We start from the raw sequence: 20,630 nt of genomic DNA on the forward strand, positions 1-20,630 counted from the left end.
CGCTGTCTCGATGAAGTGGCAGGGGCAGCCGGGCTTGAACCGACGACCTGCGGTTTTGGAGACCGCCGCTCTACCAACTGAGCTATACCCCTAGGTGCCTACCGTGTCCGGGCGAAACGCCTCGTGCCGGCAAGGCATGGCGTCTTTACGGCGCGCAGGACGACTTTGCAAGCCCGAAGACGAGATTTTTTCACAGCTTTGCAGCACTTTACCCTCTCCGTCCCCGAATTGCCAATCGAAGCGAAGCCGCGCCTTGGCGCTACCGATCTGGGACGCGTCTTCCTGTCATACGGAGGCAGCGAGATCGGGCAATCGAAGACACGCTGCTTGACGCCGCGTTCCGCTCCAACGGGGTCGACCAACGGGTTGCAGCCGGCGAACACGCGTCGCTCCGCCCCTGATCGCCCCTGCCCGCGCATTTCCGCCCAAAGGCGCGCATTGTCCCGCGCACGCCGAATATGTCCGGTCGAGGGCGTGGTAGCGGAAACATCCACCCCGGCACGCACAGGCTTACCTGTCGCAGCCTTCACACCCGTGTGCGGGCAATAGGTATCGATCCAAAGCTTCGCCGGCGACCAGATGGGCGAGAATCGCTCGCCTCGGCACGGTCAGGCGGTAGAGACGCGAGAATCATCGAAAGGGCGCCCTCGCAAAGCACCGGATCAACTATGACCCGCAGGCGCCGGGCTCACTGGCTCTATCCACGTGCCGCGCCGCGCGAAGCGACGCCCAACTCTATCCTCAAAACAGGCAAATCATGCCCCTGCGCTAAAAAAAAGCGAGAGTTTTCAAATAAGCCTGAAAGCAAAAAAGCCCCGCGGTTTCCCGCGGGGCTCCTTGTCAAGTCAAAGACCTGAAATTACTCGACGATCGAAGCGACGATGCCGGCGCCGACGGTACGACCGCCTTCACGGATCGCGAAGCGCAGCTTCTCTTCCATCGCGATCGGAACGATCAGCTCGACGGCAACCGTGACGTTGTCGCCCGGCATGACCATTTCCGTGCCTTCCGGAAGCGAAACGATGCCCGTTACGTCCGTCGTGCGGAAGTAGAACTGCGGACGGTAGTTCGTGAAGAACGGCGTATGACGGCCGCCTTCTTCCTTCGTCAGGATGTAGGCTTCTGCCATGAACTTCTTGTGCGGCTTGACCGAACCCGGCTTGCACAGGATCTGGCCACGCTCGACGCCGTCACGCTGAACGCCACGGATCAGCGCGCCGACATTGTCGCCGGCCTGGCCCTGGTCGAGCAGCTTGCGGAACATTTCAACGCCGGTAACCGTCGTCTTGGTCGTCGGGCGGATGCCGACGATTTCGACTTCTTCACCAACCTTGACGATGCCACGCTCGACGCGGCCGGTCACGACCGTACCACGACCCGAGATCGAGAACACGTCTTCGATCGGCAGCAGGAACGGCTGGTCGATCGGACGCTCAGGCGTCGGGATGTAGGCGTCGACAGCAGCCATCAGCTCGCGGATCGCGTCTTCACCGATCTTCTTGTCCGAATCTTCCAGAGCGGCCAGAGCCGAACCCTTGACGATCGGAATGTCGTCGCCCGGGAAGTCGTAGGACGACAGAAGTTCGCGCACTTCCAGCTCGACGAGCTCGAGAAGCTCGGCGTCGTCAACCTGGTCGACCTTGTTCAGGAACACCACGATGGCGGGAACGCCAACCTGGCGGGCGAGCAGGATGTGCTCGCGCGTCTGCGGCATCGGGCCGTCAGCTGCCGAGCAGACCAGGATCGCGCCGTCCATCTGGGCAGCACCGGTGATCATGTTCTTGACGTAGTCGGCGTGGCCGGGGCAGTCGACGTGCGCGTAGTGACGGTTCGGCGTCTCGTATTCGACGTGCGCCGTCGAGATGGTGATGCCGCGCGCCTTTTCTTCCGGGGCAGCGTCGATCTGGTCGTACGCCTTGAACTCGCCGAAATACTTCGTGATCGCTGCCGTCAGCGACGTCTTGCCATGGTCGACGTGGCCGATCGTGCCGATGTTTACGTGAGGCTTGTTGCGCTCAAACTTGCTCTTTGCCATCTCTTTATTTCCTACTGAACGAAAGTTGGGCTAACCGGCCCGTCCGGTTTGGCGGGCATTTAAGACTTTCACAACGAATGCGCAAGCCTTAAATGCAGCAGCAGGCATCGGTCCCGACAACCGGGACCGGCCTACCTGTCGGGGCCTTATTGTCAAAGCAACACAATCGTTTAATTGCTTTCACCGTGCTCATAGATAGGTATGCCTGACGTTTTCGCAACAGCAGGTCCCCGGTTTTTCGATCCAGAAGTTGCCGCCGCTAGCCTTGCGCAACGACACCGTGATAAGAGAGCCGTAATTTCTCTGGGCGACAATACCGGCTGCCGAGCAACAATGACTTTCAAAACAGCGTTATCCCGCCTTCTCAACAGAATAAAGCATGGCCTTCGGCTCCGCGACGCGCAGGGCGGCGGCAAATATTCTGTCGGCCGCGGCGTGTTTCTGGGCAAGAAGAGCAAGGTCGGCGCTTGGACTTATATTCAGGCGCATACGTACATCGGCTACGGGACGAAGATCGGCCGATACTGCGCGATTGCAAGAGATGCCGAAATCGGCCCACCCCATCATGACTACAACCTCATCAGCAGCCACGAGTTTCTGACCCATCGCAACCGCTTCATCGGCGTTCCCGGTTACATCGGAGAGCTGTGGAAGCCGATAAGGATCCACAAACGCCCGCCGACCATCCTCGAGCATGACGTCTGGATCGGCACCAAGGCAACGGTGTTGCGGGGCGTACGCATCGGCACGGGCGCGATCATCGGCGCAAATACGGTCGTCACAAAGGACGTGCCGCCTTACGCGATCGTTGGCGGCGTGCCCGCGAGGATCATCCGGTATCGCTTTCCCGAAGAAACGATCGGTTCCCTGCTTGCCAGCAGATGGTGGCTTCTCGATCCTGCAGAGCTCGATGCGTTCGACCTGGCGTCCCCCGCCGAATCGGCAGAGGCCATCCTCGAACGCACAAAAGCCTTTCCGAAAAAGGCGTGAGTGGCACGCCCGGAAACGACAGCAGGAGAATATGGGATACTTGGAGCGGGTAGCGGGAATCGAACCCGCGTATTCAGCTTGGAAGGCTGCTGCTCTACCATTGAGCTATACCCGCGGGGGTCTTGATCCGTGCAACAGAATGGTGGAGGGAGTTGGATTTGAACCAACGTAGGCTGAGCCAACGGATTTACAGTCCGTCCCCTTTAACCACTCGGGCATCCCTCCATTATTCTGTCGGGATCAAGCGACCAGTGTCGACCGGCGGGCATTGCCTTGTCGGCGGCGCCTTCGATCTGGCGGCGTATATGACGGGCACAATTCATCCTGTCAACACGACGTCACGGAAAAAATTACGAAAAATGTCATCGATCGTGCCGGCCTGTGGATGGCCGCCAATTCCGCGCGCCACGCACGGATTAAATTTTTCGCATGCCATCGATGCAAAACCGCTGCACACTTTTGCGCGACATGCTCTATAAGGCGCCATGAGCAAAGACGATACCGGCGGCAAGTCCGCGAAAGACACCCACTACGCAAAACTCCGCCGAGCGCATCGCGACCAGAAACGCGAACGCGGCGACATCCCGACGCCGAAGGACGACCGCCGCCGCAAGCCGGCCGAAGGCTGGAAAGCACCGGCGCTTACCCCCGACCAGGTCTATCTCTACGGCCTGCACACGGTGCGCGCGGCACTCGACAATCCCGAACGAAAGATCATCAAGCTCTCGGTGAGCCTGAACGCCGCCCAGCGACTGGAGCTGCCGGACTTCTCGACCCTGCCCTATCCGGTCGAAACGGTGCTGCCCTCCGACCTCGACAAGGTCCTCGGGCCGGAGGCGATCCATCAGGGCGTGATGCTCGAAACCCGCCCCCTGCCCGTCCGCCGGCTGGAAGCGTTGAAAGACAGCCCCCTGCTGCTCGTGCTCGACCAGGTAACCGACCCGCACAATGTCGGAGCCATCATGCGCTCGGCGGTCGCCTTCAATGCCGGCGCCGTCATTACCACCCAGCGCCACTCGCCAACGGAATCGGGCGTGCTCGCCAAGACGGCCTCCGGCGCACTGGAACTCATTCCCTATATCCAGGTCACAAATCTCTCGGATGCACTGGAGGAGCTGCACAAGCTCGGCTTCCTGACGGTCGGCCTCGATTCGGAAGGCCCTGCTCCGCTCGAAGGCACGCTCTCCGGCCAGCGCATCGCGCTCGTCATGGGCTCCGAGGGCAAGGGCCTGCGCCAGAAGACGCGCACCACCTGCAAGGCGCTGGCCCGTCTCGACATGCCCGGCGCGATCAAGTCGCTCAACGTGTCGAATGCCGCGGCGATCGCGCTCTACGCCACGCAACGCCACCTCCTCGGCTGAACAACCACCAGTACGAAACACGAAGGCCCGCCGGGGGATGCCGGCGGGCCTTCGTGTTTGAGACGCCTGACACTCAGGAGGCGAGCTTCAGGCCATTGCGATCGGTGATCGTGCGCTCGGCTTCGGAGATCGCCTGGACCTTCGAATCAGCGGAGAGGTTGAGGCCTTCGGCGCGGACGATCTCGATATCGGTGATGCCGAGGAAGCCGAGCACGGCGCGCAGGTAGCTTTCCTGATGATCCATCACGGCCGCCGGGCCGGCGCTGTAATGGCCGCCGCGGGTGGAAACGACGATGATCTTCTTGCCCTTTGCAAGGCCTTCCGGGCCTTCAGCGGTATAGCGGAACGTTTTTCCCGCGACGGCGACACGGTCGATCCAGGCCTTGAGCTGGCTCGGCAGGGAGAAATTATACATGGGCACGCCGAGGATGACCGTATCGGCGGCGAGGAATTCGTCGAGCACGATCTTGCTTTCGGCATTGTCGGCGGCGATCTGCGCATCGACCTGGTCCGGCTCGGCATTGGCGGCCATCAGATGCGCACCGGAAAGATGCGGCAGCGCGTTGGCGACGAGGTCGCGGTAGGTCACGGTCGCACCGGGCTGTTCGGCCTTGATCTGGGCAGCGACGGCAGCCGTCAGGCGGCGGGAAACGGAATGATCTCCGAGAATGCCGGAGTCGATATGGAGGACGTTCATGGGTCAGCACCTCTGTTTGGTTTGTGTGCTAAACATATGATCCGAAAACAATCGCGCGATTAGACGGCAAAAAACCAATTGACTGTTTCACATGGGAAACAATAATCAGGCATAATCGGAGAAATCTCATGCAGGACCTGAACGATCTCGCGCTCTACGCCGCCGTCGTGCGTCACAAGGGGTTTACCGCGGCAGCGAATGCGTTGTCGGTGCCCAAATCCAAGATCAGCAAACGTGTCGCCGCACTCGAAGAGCAGCTCGGCGTGCGTCTCATCGAGCGCTCCACGCGAAAACTCTCCATTACCGATATCGGCCAGTCCTTCTACGAGCGTTGCGAAGCGGTGCTATCGGGGGTGGAGGCTGCGGAGGCCGTCGTCGCGGTCGCCAAGGCCGAGCCGGCTGGCACGGTCCGTCTGTCGATGCCGCCAGGCTTCGCCCCCATGATGGCCGAGGTGTTGCCAGGCTTCCTGAAGCGTTATCCGCTCGTGCGCCTTTCGATTCTCACCACGGGGCGGCCGGTCGATCTCATCGAGGAGCGAATCGACGTCGCATTGCGGGTGCGCGACAGCTACGACACGGACCAGTCGCTGATCGTGCGCCGCTTTGGCGCTACGCGCCGCCACCTTGCCGCAAGCCCGCGCTTTCTGGAACGCTACGGTCCCGTCGACCTCGACACGATCGGCCGCATTCCCACGCTCTCCATGCAGGAGAACAATCCCCGCGCGATCTGGACGCTTTTCCATTCGAGCGGTGAGGTGCACGACGTCTCCCTCTCGCCGGTGCTCGCCTGTTCGGATTTTTCCGTGCTGGAACGCGCAACGATCGAGGGCATCGGCCTCGGCCTGCTGCCTGACATCATCGTCGAGCGCGGCTTCCGCAACGGTCTGCTGACACCCGTACTGCCCGACTGGTCTTCTGCGGAGGCGACGGTGCACGCCGTCTTCACCTCCCGTCACGGCATGCTGCCGGCGGTGCGCGCACTCATCGACCACCTCGCGGAAAACCTCCCCCGCTCGATGCACCGCTGCCAGGAAATCGTGCCTAAACCGGCCGATGACAGCAACTGGTCGATCTGATCCGCCCTTTTTGCTTTACTCCGCCGGAAAATATGCTAACTCCCTCGCATTGCGTGCCCTTATAGCTCAGTTGGTAGAGCACCTGATTTGTAATCAGGGGGTCCCGGGTTCGAGTCCTGGTGGGGGCACCAACTTTTCCTCAAGAGTGCTGGTTTCTCAAAACCGTCGGCGTTGTCTTCGCCACGTCCGTTCGGATCTAACCGCTGTTGTGATATGGAGGGCGGCGTGATAGGCGCCGTTATGCCATCCGGAGCCGCCAGATATCGCGTCCTCCGAATGCACGCCTCTATGAGATTTATCAAAGACTTCCGGGAATTGAGACATGAGTGACCCAAACCACGAGGATAGCCAACTGGAGTGGCAACCGCTGAAGGCCCTTATGCAGGCTGCCAAGAGCGTAGCCGATGTCTACATTCGCGTGGATATTCTTGGGGGCCACTATGTACGCGTCCTGTCCGAGGATTTCATCGAAGCGACGCGCGTCATGCGCACCGCAGCGCCTGAGCACCCGCATCCCGTGCGCTTCAAGTTCACGGTATAAGCAGGAATGCTCTGGGTCCATGCTTCGCTGCAGCCCATCGGCAACCCGAAGCGGCCGCCAGAGGCCTCCTGATTCCCTGATGCAGCAACGAAGGCCGCTGTAGTACGCCCACCGATTCGTCATCGGCGATATAGGGACCGACCGGATGGATGCCATCCCCTCGCCGGTCGTCTTTGGGCATCATGGCGCGCGAGAACGGAACAATCTGGAACAAAACAGGACTATTCCATGTGCTTGACATCAGGCGGCACGCGGTGAATTACTTCGGCAATTCAGGCGGATGCATCTCGGGTATCGTCTTCTCCGCTTCGCGATGGAAATGCCGGTCGGCCGGTATTCGCGCGGAAGCGTTTTGGCAAGGGATTTTAAAGGTGACAGCAGGCAACGAAGCGATATCGAAGGTGAAAATCGAGAAGCGCTCCGACGGCAAGTTCTTCTACGCTCTGACCTTCCGCGGCGTCACCCGGCCGTTGGTCGGACCGTTTCCCAACCCTTTCGAGGCCGCCGCGGCCGGAGAAGCGGCACTGAAAGCGCTCGAAGGGCGCGTCGGGGCGCCCAAGGCCTGATCGTCGGCAGCAGCATTTTCGCCGTCGCCACCAGCAGTCATTGTCACATTTTTCAGATGCGCATGCCGTAAAGGCATGCGACAAAGACCGGCCTTGCGCGTACCGCGCGGGCGTGAAGCTTTGCATTGAGGACGCGGATCGGCGGCATGGCGCGTGAATTGAACACCCTTTCCTTCGTCGCCTCCCAGGCGCCCGAAGCGCAGGACGCGCGCAACGAGCTGATCGCCATCTATGGCAATGCCGATCCGGAAGAGGCCGATGTCATCGTTGCCCTCGGTGGCGACGGCTTCATGCTGCAGACGCTGCACACCACCATGAACACCGGCAAGCGGGTCTACGGAATGAACCGCGGGTCGATCGGCTTCCTCATGAACCGCTATGACGCGCAAGGCCTTCTGGAGCGTATCGACGGGGCGGTGGAAAACGTCTTCCGACCGCTGGAAATGATCACGAGCGATGCGAGCGGCCAGGAGCGCCGGGCGCTTGCCATCAACGAGGTCTATCTTTTTCGCCAGTCCTATCAGGCGGCGAAACTGCGCGTTACCGTCGATGGCCGCGTGCGGCTGGAGGAGTTGATCTGTGACGGCCTGCTGCTCGCCACGCCGGCCGGCTCCACCGCCTACAATCTCTCCGCCCATGGCCCCATCCTGCCGCTGGAGGCGCCGCTGCTGGCTTTGACGCCGGTCAGCGCCTTTCGCCCCCGGCGCTGGCGCGGCGCCCTGCTGCCGAACAAGGTGACGGTCAAGATCGACGTGCTGGAGGCTGAAAAACGGCCGGTCAACGCCGTAGCGGACAATACCGAGGTCAAGTCCGTCACCTCGGTGCAGATCGCCGAATCGGCCGGATTGTCGGCACGCATCCTCTCGGATCCGGATCACTCCTGGTCAGACCGGATTCTTGCCGAACAGTTCGATTACTGACACCTTCTTTCCTTTCGGGACAGGAGTTTTGCCATGAAACGGCATCTATGCGCCGCCCTCGCCGTCCTTCTGCTCGCGGGCTCGCCCGCCTTCGGCGAGGGACAATCGCCCGTCTCCGAGGCGATCACCTTTGTGGTGAGCACCGGTTTCTGGGAAGAGCCGGCAGAAAATGACGACGACACGTCCGCCGCCAAGCCGGAAACCGCCGAGACCGTGAAATCCGCAGCCCTTCGCCGCGGCTACTACAAGCTCATCGCGGTGCGCCAGCCGGACGGTACGGCGCAGATCCACCTCCAGCAGATCGAAGCGACGGCAGGAGGACCGAAGATCGCCTCCTCGACCGTGCTCGAAGAGTTTTCCGCGCTCAAACCCTATGTGACGGATATTCGGCCGGAAAATTCCTCGGGCGTCACCGCACAGCCCGGCCTTTTCGCCACGGTCTATCTGAAAACGGACCCGAAGGCGGCCGAGCCTGAGAGCTGGACCGTGCTGATCGACGATCTCGGCGAGATAAGGGTCGAGCGCGCGACGAACTGACGGCTCGGTTTGACTGGAAACGAAAACGGGCGCCTTGGCGCCCGTTTGGATTCTTGTGCGCCGACCTCAGTTGAGGTCGTCCACGACCGCGTCCGCGCCACCGTTCACACGATGAGCCAAGGCCGCTTCCATGAACTCGTTGAGTTCGCCGTCGAGAACATCCGACGGTGCCGTGCTTTCCACGCCGGTGCGCATGTCCTTGACCAGCTGGTAGGGCTGCAGGACGTAGGAGCGGATCTGGTGACCCCAGCCGATATCCGACTTGGAGGCGGCTTCGGCATTTGCAGCTTCTTCGCGCTTCTTCAGTTCGGCTTCGTACATGCGGGCACGCAGCATGTCCCATGCCTTGGCGCGGTTCTTGTGCTGCGAGCGCTCCTGCTGGCAGGCAACGACGATGCCGGTCGGGATGTGCGTGATGCGCACGGCCGAGTCGGTCGTGTTGACGTGCTGGCCGCCGGCGCCCGACGAGCGATAGGTGTCGATGCGGCAGTCGCTCTCGTTGATCTCGATGTTGATCGAGTCGTCGATAACAGGATAGACCCAGATCGATGAGAACGAGGTGTGGCGCCGCGCATTGCTGTCATAGGGCGAGATGCGGACCAGGCGGTGCACGCCCGATTCGGTCTTCAGCCAGCCATAGGCATTGTGGCCCTTGACGAGCAGCGTCGCGGACTTGATGCCCGCTTCTTCGCCGTCATGGACTTCCAGGAGTTCCACCTTGTAGCCCGAGCGCTCGGCCCAGCGGGTGTACATGCGCAGCAGCATGTTCGCCCAATCCTGGCTTTCCGTGCCGCCGGCGCCGGAATGCACTTCGAGATAGGTGTCGTTGCCATCGGCCTCGCCGGACAGCATGGCCTCAACCTGCTTGCGCGACGCCTCGGTGCGAACCGCCTTCAGGGCGTCTTCGGCATCCTTGACGATGTCGGCATCGCCCTCTTCCTCACCGAGTTCAATGAGTTCGATATTGTCCTTGAGCTGCTGCTCGATGGCGCGCACGGCATTGATGCTTTCGTCCAGCTGCTGGCGCTCGCGCATCAGCTTCTGGGCTTCCTGGGCATCGTTCCAGAGGTTTGGATCCTCTGCCTTGTTGTTCAACCAGTCCAGTCGTCTTACCGCCTGATCCCAGTCAAAGATGCCTCCTCAGCAGGCTTATGGCCTGCTTGATTTCGTCGACAATGTTCTCGATTTCCGCGCGCATATCCGCTTTCTTCAATGCTCTAGTTTCGGTGGCCTCGAAATAGAGAGGGCGGGCGCGGATGTAAAGCCCCGCGCCCGCCCTTCAAGGCAAAGACAGATAGGATGGATCAGAACAGGCCGCCGCTGCCACCCGTGACCGCCTGGTTGGCCTGCGGCGAGCTTTTCAGGATTTCCTCGGGGCTCGCATATTCCTCGCCGCCGATGACCGAGAAGACATCTGCCGGGCCGGTGCCGGGCTTGAAGGCTTCCATGATCGTATCCGGATCGCCTTCGTTCGCCTGCATGCCGGTCTTGCGGTTGACGGCGATGAACTGCATGCCCTCGGGCACGATGAACTTCGTCGGGCGCGTGCCGTCGAGCGCCGCGGTCATGAACTCGTTGAAGATCGGCGCCGAGAGCGAGCCGCCGGTCGCACCACGGCCGAGCGGCGCCGGATTGTCGAAGCCGATATAGAGGCCGGCGACGAGATCCGGCGTATAGCCGACGAACCAGGCGTCCTTTTCATCGTTGGTCGTGCCGGTCTTGCCGGCCGTCGGACGGTCGAGCTTGATCTTGCCGGCCGCGGTGCCGCGCGTGACCACACCTTCCATCATCGAGGTGATCTGGTAGGCGGTCATCGGGTCGAGGACCTGCTCACGGTTGTCGGTGAGAACGGGCTCGTCCTGGTTTTCCCAATCGTTGGCGTTGCAGTTCTCGCAGGTGCGCTCTTCGTGGCGGAAGATCGTCTTGCCGTAGCGATCCTGGATACGGTCGATCAGCGAGGGCTTGATCTGCTTGCCGCCATTGGCCAGCACCGCATAGGCCGAAACCATGCGCAGCACCGTCGTCTCACCCGAACCGAGCGACATGGAGAGCACCGGATACATCTTGTCGTAGATGCCGAAGCGCTCGGCATATTCCGCGACGAGGTTCATGCCCATGTCGTTTGCGAGGCGAACCGTCATCAGGTTGCGCGAGCGTTCGATGCCAAGGCGCAGTGTCGACGGACCGGCCGAGCCGCCGCCGTAGTTCTGCGGGCGCCAGACCTGGCCACCGGCAACGATCTCGATCGGCGCGTCCATGATGACCGAGGCCGGCGTATAGCCGTTGTCGAGGGCGGCTGCGTAGACGAAGGGCTTGAAGGACGAACCCGGCTGGCGCATCGCCTGTGTCGCGCGGTTGAATTCGGACTGACCGTAGGAGAAGCCGCCGACCATGGCGAGCACGCGGCCGGTATGCGGATCCATGGCGACGAGGCCGCCCTGGACCTTCGGCGGCTGGCGCAGGCGATAGACATTGCTGTCTTCGGTCGGCTCGACATAGACGACGTCACCGACAGTGAAGACGCCGGCCGGCGATTTCGCCGTCTTGCGGTCACCCTTGGCCGAACGGTAGGCCCAGGTCATGGCTTTCGCCTCGATGCGGCCGGTCACGCGCTGCTCGACGACCTTGCCGGAGGCTTCCTTGCTCGGCTGCAGGCCGATATCAGCGCCACCGTCATCGACGGCGAGCACGACAGCGAGCTTCCATTCCGGCACGTCGGCCAGCGGCTCGACCTTGGCGAGTTCCACACCCCAGTCGCCACCGATCTCGATGGTCTTGACGGGACCGTGGAAACCACGGCGTTCGTCATAGGTCAGCAGGCCATGTTGCAGCGCCTTGCGCGCCGCGATCTGGATGCGCGGGTCAAGCGACGTGCGCACCGAAAGGCCACCCTCATAGAGGGCGTTGTCGCCATAACGTTCGATGATCTGGCGCCGCACTTCCTCGGAGAAATAGTCCGATGCGAAGAGATAGGAGCCGCGATGGCGCGGCGTCACGCCGAGCGGCTGGGTCTTTGCCTCGTCGCCATCAGCCTTGGTGACGTAACCGTTCTCGACCATGCGGTCGACCACCCAGTTGCGGCGTTCAAGGGCCGCTTCCGTGCGACGGAAAGGATGGTAGTTCGACGGCCCCTTCGGCAACGCCGCGAGATAGGCGGTCTCGGCGATCGTCAGTTCGGTGACGGACTTGTCGAAATAAGTCAGAGCCGCGCCGGCAATGCCATAGGAATTCAGGCCGAAGAAGATCTCGTTGAGATAGAGTTCGAGAATGCGGTCCTTCGAATAGGCCTGCTCGATGCGGAAGGAGAGGATCGCTTCCTTGACCTTGCGGTCGATGGTCTGGTCCGACGAGAGCAGGAAGTTCTTCGCGACCTGCTGCGTGATCGTCGATGCGCCGACCGGACGGCGGCCCGAACCGAAATTCTGCAGGTTGACAACGATGGCGCGAAAAAGGCCAGTCACGTCGACGCCGGGATGCTGGTAGAAGTTCTTGTCTTCGGCCGACAGGAAGGCGGCCTTCACGCGATCCGGGATCGCCTGGATCGGCAGATAAAGGCGACGTTCGCGGGCATATTCGGCCATCAGCGCGCCGTTGCCGGCGTGCATGCGCGTCGTTACCGGCGGCGCATAGCTGTTGAGGACTTCATAATCGGGAAGATCCTTGGTGACACTTCCGAGATAGAGGGCGACCGCTGCCGCCACGCCGAGGAACGCCACGGCGCCGATCCCGAAGAAATATCCAATCAGTCTGATCATGAGCCAGTTACCGATGCCTTATGTCTTTTAATTTCATCAGGCAGACCTGCTGCCCGGACTTGCGTCGCCGCGGCCAGGAACGACCGTTGCACTTACCCTGCCGAAGACGAGTCTTCCCACATTTCCCGCACCCGTCTAGCGATCGGAATGTGAGGAAAATAGGGCTTACAGCATGCATCCCGGCTTCGCCACCGCACAATGGCCGCCGCTGTCACTTTTCCGGCACAGGCGCAACATTAGCATGTCCTGTCGGGTCTCGCCCACCCAATCGCTGGTGAGGCTTAACCGCCGTTCGAGGCGACGGTCGCGCGATACTCGCCCACCGCCTTGGCGACGAGACCGGCGACCTTCTTCTGCCAGGCGGGATCGACCAGCAGTTTCTCATCGTCCTTGTTCGACATGAAGCCGAGCTCAAGCAGGATCGAAGGGACATCCGGCGCGGTGAGCACGCGGAAGCCGGCATGGCGGTGCGGGTTGTTGATCAGCAGGACCTCGTTCTTGAAGGTGCTGACGACGCTCTGCGCCAGATTGATCGAGAAGGCCTGCGTCTCGCGCCGCGTCAGGTCGAGCAGGATGTCGGCGACCTCGGCCGGCTCGTCAACGAAGGCGACGCCGGCGATCTGGTCGGACAGATTTTCCCGTTCGGCGAGGCTGGCGGCGAGGCTGTCGGACGCCTTATCGGAGATCGTATAGACCGTCGCGCCGCGCGTATCCTTCTGCTTCAGCGTGTCGGCATGGATTGAGATAAGAAGGTTCGCGCCCTCGTTGCGGGCAAGCTGCACGCGCTGGGAGAGCGACAGAAATTCATCCTTGTCGCGGGTCAGAACGGCCTTCGTGTCCGGCAGCGTGTTGAGCGCGTCGGCCAGCGCCTTGGCGAAAGCCAGCGTGACGTGTTTTTCCTCGGTCTTGGTGACGCCGCCGCGCGCGCCGTTGTCGATGCCGCCATGCCCCGCGTCGACGGCTATGACAAAGGGACCTTCGGCGCTGCCGCCCGGCAGCATGACCGGCTTCTGCTCGACATTTGCCGGTGCGGCCGCCTCCTGCCAGCTCTGCTTTTCCATCTGCGCCTGAAAAGCCTCACCGGTGACGATCGCCGTGTCTATGACGAGACGGTAACTCGAAGCCCCCTGCTCTTCCTGCACTTCTGCCAGCACGACGCCGATCGGGCGGGACGCCGTCAGCACGATGCGCGAGCGGCCTTCGGCCATCGTGCCGTAGCGGATTTCGGAGAAGATGCCGCGCGCTTCCAGGTCTTCCGCCTTGATGCCGAAATCGGTTTCCGGCAGATCGATCAGCACGCGGTACGGATTGGCGACATAATGCACCTTGAAGTCCGGCTTACGGTCGAAATCGATAATGAGCCGGGTGCGAGCGTCATCTCCCGCGATGCGGGCGGAAAAGGCAAGCAGCGGCGCCGCCGTGGCCGAAACGGCAATAGCCGGCGCGGCCACGACCAATGACAGTACGAGGGCAAGCGCGCCCGTCAAAAGGCCAATCGATTTTTCCGGGATAAGGCGTAGCATCACCACTGGCAGTCCGTTCAAACGCGTGGAAACCGCGCGGCGCGGTTGAGGACAAGCCTCATTGATGCCCCGATATGGTTAACCAAAGCTTGCCGACAGACCCGCCTCCACGTCGGCCGAGACATCATTGCAAATCCATCAAGATTATGACGCTTTTGGCTTTTCCCTTGCCATTGTGACATATCCGCCATAAAAGCAAAGTCAGGGAAAAAGACCAGACGGGATAGAATCGTCCTGGGCAGGCAGCCACTCCTTCGGGGCTTGGCGCCGAACCGGGGCCTCATCCGCCGTCATACACCCTTTTTCCCGGCCGAACAGATCGCGTAAACCGGCGGTGGCCGGAACAGTCAAGGTGGATCTCCACCAAACGCCCTTACCAAAGGGCAATTTCATCGGACCTTCAGGGTCTATGGCACTGGCATTCTCGTTGGACGTTGATGTTGACGCAGCGGACACTTTCAGAGGGTAACAGGCACCGGGACGCTCGCGCTCCGGCCTTCCTCCGTCTGCTTACCCCTCACCCGGGCCTGACGAGAACTTACCTATCCGGCGCATCCCCCTCCTCCCCCGGCTCACCCGTTTCAGGGTACAGCTTGCCGCCAGGACTGCGGCTGCGCCGAGGAGTTCAATCTACATGGCAGAGAAAATGCTTATCGACGCGTCTCACTCCGAGGAGACGCGCGTCGTTGTCGTACGCGGAAACCGCATAGAAGAATTCGACTTCGAATCCGAACACAAGAAGCAGATCCGCGGCAATATCTACCTTGCCAAGGTCACGCGCGTCGAACCGTCGCTGCAGGCGGCCTTCGTCGATTACGGCGGTAACCGCCACGGCTTCCTGGCTTTCGCCGAAATCCACCCGGATTATTACCAGATCCCGCTCGCCGACCGTCAGGCGCTCCTGAGAGCCGAAGCCGAAGAGCATCGCCGCGACGACGATATCGAACATGTCGAAACGGCAAACGACCGTTCCGACAACAGCGAATCATCTGCTGAAACGGACGTCGAAGTCGAAGTCGTCGCAGCCGTCGAAGAGGCACCGGCGGAAGCCGCCGCCGAACCGGACGCCGTCGAAGCCTCCGCCGACCTCGCCGCGGAAGAAACGCCGGCTGAAAAGCCCAAGAAGCCGCGCCGCACCCGCAAGGCCAAGGCGAAGACCGAGGATGCTCCGGCCGCCGAAGACGCTGCCGCTTCCGAAGGCAGCGACGACGAGACGCCCGGTGGCGCGATGGCCATGGCGGTCGACACCGACGAAATCTCCGAACCGTCCGACCGCAAGCGTCGCCGCCGTCGCGATGACGACGACGATGATGACGATCATAACGGCGAAGAGAAGGAAATCATCGAATCCGTCGGCGCCGAAGACGCCATGGAAGAGGTTCCGGATCGCGTCCAGCGCAAGCCGCGCAAGCAGTACCGCATCCAGGAAGTCATCAAGCGCCGTCAGATCCTGCTCGTGCAGGTCGCCAAGGAAGAGCGCGGCAACAAGGGTGCGGCTCTCACCACCTACCTGTCGCTCGCCGGCCGTTACTCCGTCCTGATGCCGAACACGGCGCGCGGCGGCGGTATCTCCCGCAAGATCACCAACCTGCAGGACCGCAAGCGCCTGAAGGAAATCGCACGCGACCTCGAAGTCCCGCAGGGCATGGGCGTCATCCTGCGCACCGCCGGTGCCAACCGCACCCGCGTCGAGGTCAAGCGCGACTTCGAATACCTGATGCGCCTTTGGGAAAACGTCCGCACGCTGACGCTCGCCTCCACCGCGCCCTGCCTCGTCTATGAGGAAGGTTCGCTCATCAAGCGCTCGATCCGCGATCTCTACAACAAGGACATCGGCGAGATCGTCGTTGCCGGCGAGGAAGGCTACAAGGAGGCGAAGGCCTTCATGAAGATGCTGATGCCGAGCCACGCCAAGGTCGTACAGCCCTATCGCGACGTGCATCCGATCTTTTCGCGCTCGGGCATCGAAGCCCAGCTCGACCGCATGTTGCAGCCGCAGGTGACGCTGAAGTCCGGCGGCTACATCATCATCAACCAGACCGAGGCGCTCGTCTCGATCGACGTCAACTCCGGCCGTTCGACGCGCGAACACTCGATCGAAGAGACCGCGCTGCAGACGAACCTGGAAGCGGCGGAAGAAGTGGCGCGCCAGCTGCGCCTGCGCGACCTTGCCGGCCTTGTCGTCATCGACTTCATCGACATGGAGGAGAAGCGCAACAACCGCTCCGTCGAGAAGCGCCTCAAGGATCATCTCAAGAACGATCGCGCGCGCATCCAGGTCGGCCGCATCTCGCATTTCGGCCTGCTCGAAATGTCGCGCCAGCGCATTCGCGCGTCCGTTCTCGAATCGACCATGCAGACCTGCCCGCACTGCAACGGCACGGGCCATATCCGCTCGCAGTCGTCCGTCGCACTGCATGTCCTGCGCGGCATCGAGGAATACCTCCTCAAGAACACGACGCACAATATCGTCGTGCGCACGACGCCTGACATCGCGCTCTATGTGCTCAACCACAAGCGCGGCACGATCATCGACTACGAAACCCGCTTCGGCGTTCAGATCATCATCGAAGCCGATGCTCATGTCGGCGCGCAGCACTTTGCGATCGATCGCGGCGAAGCCGTCGAGAACCCGGTCACGATCGAGCAGATCCTGCATTTCGAGCCCGAGCCGGAAGAAGAAGACGTCGTGATCGAGGACGAGATCGACGAGGAAGAGGACGAAGCAGCAGCCGCACGTCCGGCCGCCGCAGCACCGGCTGCCCAGGCATCCGCCTCTTCGGATGAGAACGGCCGCAACAACAAGCGCAAGCGTCGCCGCCGCCGTCGTGGCCGTGGCCGCGATGGTGAAGGCGCCGATACCGCCTCCTTCGGTGGCGAACAGGCCGGCGACGACGAAGAGATCGATGACGACGACGCCGAAGCAGAGGGCGATGACGGCGCAGAGGCGCCGAAGTCCGCCGAGGCTTCGGATGATGCTGGCGATCGCCGCAAGCGCCGCCGCCGTGGCAAGCGCGGTGGCCGTCGCAACCGTCCGGAAGACGGCGCCGTCGACGAAGCCGGCGAAAGCGAGGACGAAGGTGACGAAGGCGAGGCCGCTGAGGTTGTCGTCGTCGAAGCCGAGGTTGCCGAAGTCGCTGTCGTCGTCGAGGAAACGCCGGTCGAAGCCGTTGCCGAAGAGGCGCCAGCCAAGCCGAAGCGTGCCCGCAAGAGCCGCGCCAAGGCCGCTGTCGAAGAGGTTGCGACCGACGAAGCTGCCCGCGTCGAAATCGAGGCCCAGCCCGCTCCCGTCGTTGAAGAAACGACACCGGTGGAGCCTGCCGTCGAAGAAGCCGTCGCCGCTCTGGAAGAAGCCAAGCCCGCCCGTGGCAACCGCGACATCGACAAGATCGCCTCCGAACCGGTGGTAAAGTCGTCCACCACGAAGGAAGCGGCTGCGGAAGACGACGCCGACAAGCCCAAGAAGGGCGGCTGGTGGCAACGCCGCGGTTTCTTCTAAGAAACGGTTTGCGTCAGAGAATTCGAAAGGCCCGGGTTTCCCCGGGCCTTTTTCGTTTGTGCGGGAAACGGGTGGTTGCCTCGCTGACCTTCTGCGACATCGGCGGTCGTCAGAAATCAGAAAGGGAGAAACACATGACCCGTCTTACCAACAAGGTTGCCATCATTACCGGCGCAAGCTCCGGCATCGGCCGGGCCGCTGCACTGCTCTTTGCCCGCCAGGGTGCAAAGCTCGTTCTGTCCGCCCGCGGATCTGAACGGCTTGAAGACGTGGCCCGGGAAATCCGGACTGAAGGCGGTGACGTGATGGCCGTTCCAGGCGATGTCGGCGAGGAGGCGCATCATCAGGCGCTGGTCGAGGCTGCCACGGTGGAATTCGGCGGTGTCGATATCGCCTTCAACAACGCCGGCACGACAGGCCCGATCGGCCCGCTACCGGCGCTTTCACAGAGCGAATGGCAGAGCGTGCTCGCCGTCAACCTGACAAGCGGGTTCCTCGCCGCAAAATACCAGTTGCCGGCCATGGAAGCACGCGGCGGGGGCAGCCTCGTCTTCACCTCGACCTTCGTCGGCTACACTGCAGGCTTTCCGGGACTTGCCGCCTACGCGGCATCGAAATCCGGTTTGGTCGGCCTCGTGCAGGTGCTTGCGTCGGAATATGGCCCGAAGGGCATTCGCGTGAATGCGCTGCTGCCCGGCGCGACGGATACTCCGATGGGCCGGCAGGTCGCGAACACACCGGAAGAGCGGCAATTCGTGGCCGGGCTCAACGCCTTCAAGCGCATCGCAGCCCCCGAGGAAATCGCGGAAGCCGCGCTCTTCCTCTGCTCGGATGCCTCAAGCTTCACGACCGGTACGGCGATGCTGGTCGATGGCGGCGTCTCGATCAACCGCGTTTGAGAAAACGAGTCAGGTGCCTGACAGATCGATTCCGTCTTCCGCCGCAAGGCGCTGAAACGGAATCGTTTTCAGCTGTCAGGCCAGCCAGCGCGCGAGGCGGTCGACTGCCTCGCGCATTTCCTCGAAGGATCCGGCATAGGAGAAGCGCATCGTGTGGTGGCCATCCCTGGGATCGAAATCGATGCCCGGCGTTGCCGCCACATCCGTCTCGGCCAGCATGCGGCGGGCAAAGGCCATGCTGTCATTGGTAAAGCGGCGAACATCCACATAGGCGTAGAAGGCGCCGTCCATCGGCGAGGCGATGGAGAAGCCGATTTCCGGCAGGCGCTTGACGAGGAAGTCGCGGTTCACCCGATAGGCGTCGCGGTAGACATTCAGCTCCGCCTCGGCGCCGAGCGCCGCCTCCGCCGCGATCTGCGAAAGTTCCGGCGCGGAGATGTAGAGGCTCTGGGCGATGCGCTCGACGGAACGCACCAGTTTTTCCGGCAGCACCATCCAGCCGATGCGCCAACCGGTCATGCAATAATATTTCGAAAACGAGTTGATGATGACGGCCTCGTCACCAAATTCCAGCGCCGTGACCTCTTCCCCGACGAAGGTGAGGCCGTGATAGATTTCGTCCGAGATGAAGGCGATGCCGTTCTCACGGCAATAGGCGGACAACGCCGCCAGATTGGCCCGGCCCGTGACGGTGCCGGTCGGATTGGCAGGGCTGGCGAGCAACACGCCATCGATCCGCCCGGCCGCTTCGAGCGCCTGCGGCGTCAACGTGAATTCGTTTTCGGCATTCACTCCGATTTCGACAGTCTCGATGCCGAGTGCGGCGAGGATGTTGCGATAGGCCGGATAGCCGGGGCGCGCGATGGCAACGCGGTCGCCGGCATCGAACAGCGCAAGGAAGGCGAGATTGAAACCGGCGGAAGAGCCTGTGGTGATGGCGATGCGGCCGGGATCGACGGAAACGCCGTGATGGCTTCTGTAGAAGTCGGAAATCGCGCGGCGCAGCGAGATGAGGCCGAGCGCATCCGTATAGCCGATGCGGCCGATCTCCAGCGCCTGGCGCGCCGCAGCGCGGGCTGCCTCCGGCGCCGGATGCACGGGTTGGCCGACGGCCATGGAGATCACCGGCCGGCCGGCGGCGCGCTGCTTCGTCGCCTCGGCGAGAACATCCATGGCGTGAAAGGGTTCGACGGCGCCGCGGCGGGAGAGTTTCATAAGGTTTTCTTCCGGTTCATGGGTCGAAGACTTCCTGCCGCAAGATGGATGCCTTCACAATCCCGCGAGAGCCGAAAATCCGCCGCTTTTTCCCTATCGTTTGCGCGCCGGCGCTCATAAGGTCGTTGAAAGCGCCCACTCCGCATTGACTGGGTGGCGCCGGCAATGGCACTTCTCCGGCGCATCACGACGAGGACAGCACAGACATGACATTCAAGACGAAGCTTGCGGCCACCGTGGCTCTTATTCTTGCGGCCGCAGCGCCCCTTCCCGCTCTCGCCCTCGACGATGCGCAGAAGAAGGAGATCGGCGAGTTCATCAAGGAATACCTTGTCGAGAACCCGGAAATCCTGCTCGACGTGCAGGAAGCCCTGCAGAAGAAGCAGGAGGACCAGCAACAGGCAAAGGCCAAGTCCGCGATATCGGACAACGAGAAGAGCATCTACAACTCGCCCTATGACATTGCGCTCGGCAATCCCGAGGGCGACGTCACCATCGTCGAGTTCTTCGACTACAACTGCGGCTACTGCAAGCGCGCGCTGTCCGACATGGACGAGATCCTGAAAGAGGACAAGAACGTTCGCTTCGTCCTCAAGGAACTGCCGATCCTCGGTCCCGATTCGCTTGCTGCCCACAAGGTGAGCGCCGCCTTCCGCGATCTCGCACCGGAAAAATACGGCGAATTCCACCGGGCGCTGCTTGGAACAGAAGGCCGCGCGACGGAAGAAAGCGCCATCGCGCTTGCCTCCACCATGGGTGTTTCAGAAGCCGATATCCGCAAGACCATGACCGAAAAGCCGCATGACGACGCCGTGCGCGAAGCCTATTCGCTGGCGAACGACCTCGGCATCACGGGCACCCCCTCCTACGTTCTCGGCAACGAGATGGTGTTCGGCGCGGTCGGCGTGGACGACCTTCGCGCCAAGATCGCCAATGTGCGTGCCTGCGGCAAGGCGACCTGCTCGTAACCGCCATCTTCTTGCCACGCTGGCCTGATCAGGCCTTGCTGCTTGTGG

The 20,630-nt window shown here is 62.1% G+C and carries 16 protein-coding genes and 4 tRNA genes; 11 read left to right on the forward strand and 9 right to left on the reverse strand.

Annotated features, from left to right (window positions below):
* Nucleotides 1–16: 16 nt before the first annotated feature.
* Both MUO32_RS05725 and tuf read right to left on the reverse strand, forming a co-directional pair.
* Nucleotides 17–92, reverse strand: a tRNA-Trp gene (locus tag MUO32_RS05725).
* Nucleotides 93–859: 767 nt separating this feature from the next.
* Nucleotides 860–2,035, reverse strand: coding sequence for an elongation factor Tu (gene tuf, locus MUO32_RS05730; protein ID WP_257947268.1), 1,176 nt, complete (start codon nucleotides 2,033–2,035; stop codon nucleotides 860–862).
* A gap of 333 nt (nucleotides 2,036–2,368) precedes the next feature.
* Between tuf and MUO32_RS05735 the strand changes: the two genes are divergently transcribed.
* Nucleotides 2,369–3,025 carry a CatB-related O-acetyltransferase gene (locus tag MUO32_RS05735; protein WP_257947281.1) on the forward strand — a complete coding sequence of 219 codons (657 nt, stop codon included), beginning with the start codon at nucleotides 2,369–2,371 and terminating at the stop codon, nucleotides 3,023–3,025.
* A 41-nt stretch (nucleotides 3,026–3,066) separates the two neighbouring features.
* Here the strand turns inward: MUO32_RS05735 and MUO32_RS05740 are convergent.
* Both MUO32_RS05740 and MUO32_RS05745 read right to left on the reverse strand, forming a co-directional pair.
* Nucleotides 3,067–3,140: transfer RNA gene (locus MUO32_RS05740), tRNA-Gly, on the reverse strand.
* Nucleotides 3,141–3,165: 25 nt separating this feature from the next.
* Nucleotides 3,166–3,250, reverse strand: a tRNA-Tyr gene (locus tag MUO32_RS05745).
* A 260-nt stretch (nucleotides 3,251–3,510) separates the two neighbouring features.
* Here MUO32_RS05745 and rlmB point away from each other — a divergent pair.
* A complete protein-coding gene (gene rlmB, locus MUO32_RS05750) occupies nucleotides 3,511–4,386 on the forward strand; it encodes a 23S rRNA (guanosine(2251)-2'-O)-methyltransferase RlmB (protein ID WP_257947282.1) in 876 nt (291 codons plus the stop codon).
* Between the two features lie 73 nt (nucleotides 4,387–4,459).
* On the opposite strand, the gene MUO32_RS05755 is transcribed toward rlmB, so the two are convergent.
* Nucleotides 4,460–5,083, reverse strand: a complete 624-nt coding sequence (locus MUO32_RS05755) for an FMN-dependent NADH-azoreductase (RefSeq protein WP_257947283.1) — start codon at nucleotides 5,081–5,083, stop codon at nucleotides 4,460–4,462.
* 128 nt (nucleotides 5,084–5,211) lie between these two features.
* Between MUO32_RS05755 and MUO32_RS05760 the strand changes: the two genes are divergently transcribed.
* From MUO32_RS05760 to MUO32_RS05785, 6 genes are all read left to right on the forward strand, one after another.
* Nucleotides 5,212–6,159 carry a LysR family transcriptional regulator gene (locus MUO32_RS05760; protein WP_257947284.1) on the forward strand — a complete coding sequence of 316 codons (948 nt, stop codon included), beginning with the start codon at nucleotides 5,212–5,214 and terminating at the stop codon, nucleotides 6,157–6,159.
* A 55-nt stretch (nucleotides 6,160–6,214) separates the two neighbouring features.
* Nucleotides 6,215–6,290, forward strand: a tRNA-Thr gene (locus MUO32_RS05765).
* Nucleotides 6,291–6,481: 191 nt separating this feature from the next.
* A complete protein-coding gene (locus MUO32_RS05770) occupies nucleotides 6,482–6,700 on the forward strand; it encodes a hypothetical protein (protein WP_257947285.1) in 219 nt (72 codons plus the stop codon).
* Nucleotides 6,701–6,882: 182 nt separating this feature from the next.
* Complete coding sequence (locus tag MUO32_RS05775; RefSeq protein WP_257947286.1) at nucleotides 6,883–7,266, forward strand: hypothetical protein; 384 nt, start codon at nucleotides 6,883–6,885, stop codon at nucleotides 7,264–7,266.
* A 146-nt stretch (nucleotides 7,267–7,412) separates the two neighbouring features.
* Nucleotides 7,413–8,186 (forward strand): NAD kinase, encoded by a 774-nt coding sequence (locus MUO32_RS05780; protein ID WP_257947287.1) that lies wholly within the window; start codon nucleotides 7,413–7,415, stop codon nucleotides 8,184–8,186.
* A 33-nt stretch (nucleotides 8,187–8,219) separates the two neighbouring features.
* The gene (locus MUO32_RS05785; RefSeq protein ID WP_257947288.1) at nucleotides 8,220–8,723 is read left to right on the forward strand and encodes a hypothetical protein; all 504 of its coding nucleotides are present in this window, start codon (nucleotides 8,220–8,222) and stop codon (nucleotides 8,721–8,723) included.
* Between the two features lie 66 nt (nucleotides 8,724–8,789).
* Here MUO32_RS05785 and prfB read toward each other — a convergent pair.
* The 3 genes from prfB to MUO32_RS05800 all read right to left on the reverse strand — a co-directional run bounded on the left by prfB (nucleotide 8,790) and on the right by MUO32_RS05800 (nucleotide 14,001).
* Nucleotides 8,790–9,921, reverse strand: a protein-coding gene (gene prfB, locus MUO32_RS05790; RefSeq protein WP_150129898.1) for a peptide chain release factor 2 whose coding sequence is annotated in 2 segments (ribosomal slippage) — nucleotides 8,790–9,851 and nucleotides 9,853–9,921 — 1,131 coding nt in all. Because the reading frame shifts where the segments join, the coding sequence is not laid out codon by codon here.
* Nucleotides 9,922–10,027: 106 nt separating this feature from the next.
* A complete protein-coding gene (locus tag MUO32_RS05795) occupies nucleotides 10,028–12,478 on the reverse strand; it encodes a penicillin-binding protein 1A (RefSeq protein ID WP_257947289.1) in 2,451 nt (816 codons plus the stop codon).
* A gap of 281 nt (nucleotides 12,479–12,759) precedes the next feature.
* Nucleotides 12,760–14,001, reverse strand: a complete 1,242-nt coding sequence (locus MUO32_RS05800) for an N-acetylmuramoyl-L-alanine amidase (RefSeq protein WP_257948206.1) — start codon at nucleotides 13,999–14,001, stop codon at nucleotides 12,760–12,762.
* 634 nt (nucleotides 14,002–14,635) lie between these two features.
* On the opposite strand from MUO32_RS05800, the gene MUO32_RS05805 reads away from it, so the two are divergent.
* Nucleotides 14,636–17,500: a ribonuclease E/G gene (locus MUO32_RS05805; protein WP_257947290.1), complete on the forward strand. Its 2,865-nt coding sequence runs from the start codon at nucleotides 14,636–14,638 to the stop codon at nucleotides 17,498–17,500.
* 134 nt (nucleotides 17,501–17,634) lie between these two features.
* Nucleotides 17,635–18,399, forward strand: a complete 765-nt coding sequence (locus MUO32_RS05810; protein ID WP_257947291.1) for an SDR family oxidoreductase — start codon at nucleotides 17,635–17,637, stop codon at nucleotides 18,397–18,399.
* Nucleotides 18,400–18,474: 75 nt separating this feature from the next.
* Here the strand turns inward: MUO32_RS05810 and MUO32_RS05815 are convergent, their stop codons facing one another.
* Nucleotides 18,475–19,614 (reverse strand): pyridoxal phosphate-dependent aminotransferase, encoded by a 1,140-nt coding sequence (locus MUO32_RS05815; RefSeq protein WP_257947292.1) that lies wholly within the window; start codon nucleotides 19,612–19,614, stop codon nucleotides 18,475–18,477.
* Nucleotides 19,615–19,820: 206 nt separating this feature from the next.
* On the opposite strand from MUO32_RS05815, the gene MUO32_RS05820 reads away from it, so the two are divergent.
* Complete coding sequence (locus tag MUO32_RS05820; RefSeq protein ID WP_257947293.1) at nucleotides 19,821–20,582, forward strand: DsbA family protein; 762 nt, start codon at nucleotides 19,821–19,823, stop codon at nucleotides 20,580–20,582.
* Nucleotides 20,583–20,630 lie beyond the last annotated feature (48 nt).

It is taken from the genome of Shinella sp. CPCC 101442, assembly GCF_024704725.1.
Classification (GTDB): domain Bacteria; phylum Pseudomonadota; class Alphaproteobacteria; order Rhizobiales; family Rhizobiaceae; genus Shinella.

Coding starts and splice junctions, on each gene's coding strand:
- tuf (WP_257947268.1), bottom strand. CDS start 2,035: ATGGCAAAGAGCAAGTTTGAGCGCAACAAGCCTCACGTAAACATCGGC.
- MUO32_RS05780 (WP_257947287.1), top strand. CDS start 7,413: ATGGCGCGTGAATTGAACACCCTTTCCTTCGTCGCCTCCCAGGCGCCC.
- MUO32_RS05755 (WP_257947283.1), bottom strand. CDS start 5,083: ATGAACGTCCTCCATATCGACTCCGGCATTCTCGGAGATCATTCCGTT.
- MUO32_RS05795 (WP_257947289.1), bottom strand. CDS start 12,478: ATGATCAGACTGATTGGATATTTCTTCGGGATCGGCGCCGTGGCGTTC.
- rlmB (WP_257947282.1), top strand. CDS start 3,511: ATGAGCAAAGACGATACCGGCGGCAAGTCCGCGAAAGACACCCACTAC.
- MUO32_RS05805 (WP_257947290.1), top strand. CDS start 14,636: ATGGCAGAGAAAATGCTTATCGACGCGTCTCACTCCGAGGAGACGCGC.
- MUO32_RS05820 (WP_257947293.1), top strand. CDS start 19,821: ATGACATTCAAGACGAAGCTTGCGGCCACCGTGGCTCTTATTCTTGCG.
- MUO32_RS05760 (WP_257947284.1), top strand. CDS start 5,212: ATGCAGGACCTGAACGATCTCGCGCTCTACGCCGCCGTCGTGCGTCAC.
- MUO32_RS05775 (WP_257947286.1), top strand. CDS start 6,883: ATGGCGCGCGAGAACGGAACAATCTGGAACAAAACAGGACTATTCCAT.
- MUO32_RS05810 (WP_257947291.1), top strand. CDS start 17,635: ATGACCCGTCTTACCAACAAGGTTGCCATCATTACCGGCGCAAGCTCC.
- MUO32_RS05815 (WP_257947292.1), bottom strand. CDS start 19,614: ATGAAACTCTCCCGCCGCGGCGCCGTCGAACCCTTTCACGCCATGGAT.
- MUO32_RS05770 (WP_257947285.1), top strand. CDS start 6,482: ATGAGTGACCCAAACCACGAGGATAGCCAACTGGAGTGGCAACCGCTG.
- MUO32_RS05735 (WP_257947281.1), top strand. CDS start 2,369: ATGACTTTCAAAACAGCGTTATCCCGCCTTCTCAACAGAATAAAGCAT.
- MUO32_RS05785 (WP_257947288.1), top strand. CDS start 8,220: ATGAAACGGCATCTATGCGCCGCCCTCGCCGTCCTTCTGCTCGCGGGC.
- MUO32_RS05800 (WP_257948206.1), bottom strand. CDS start 14,001: ATGCTACGCCTTATCCCGGAAAAATCGATTGGCCTTTTGACGGGCGCG.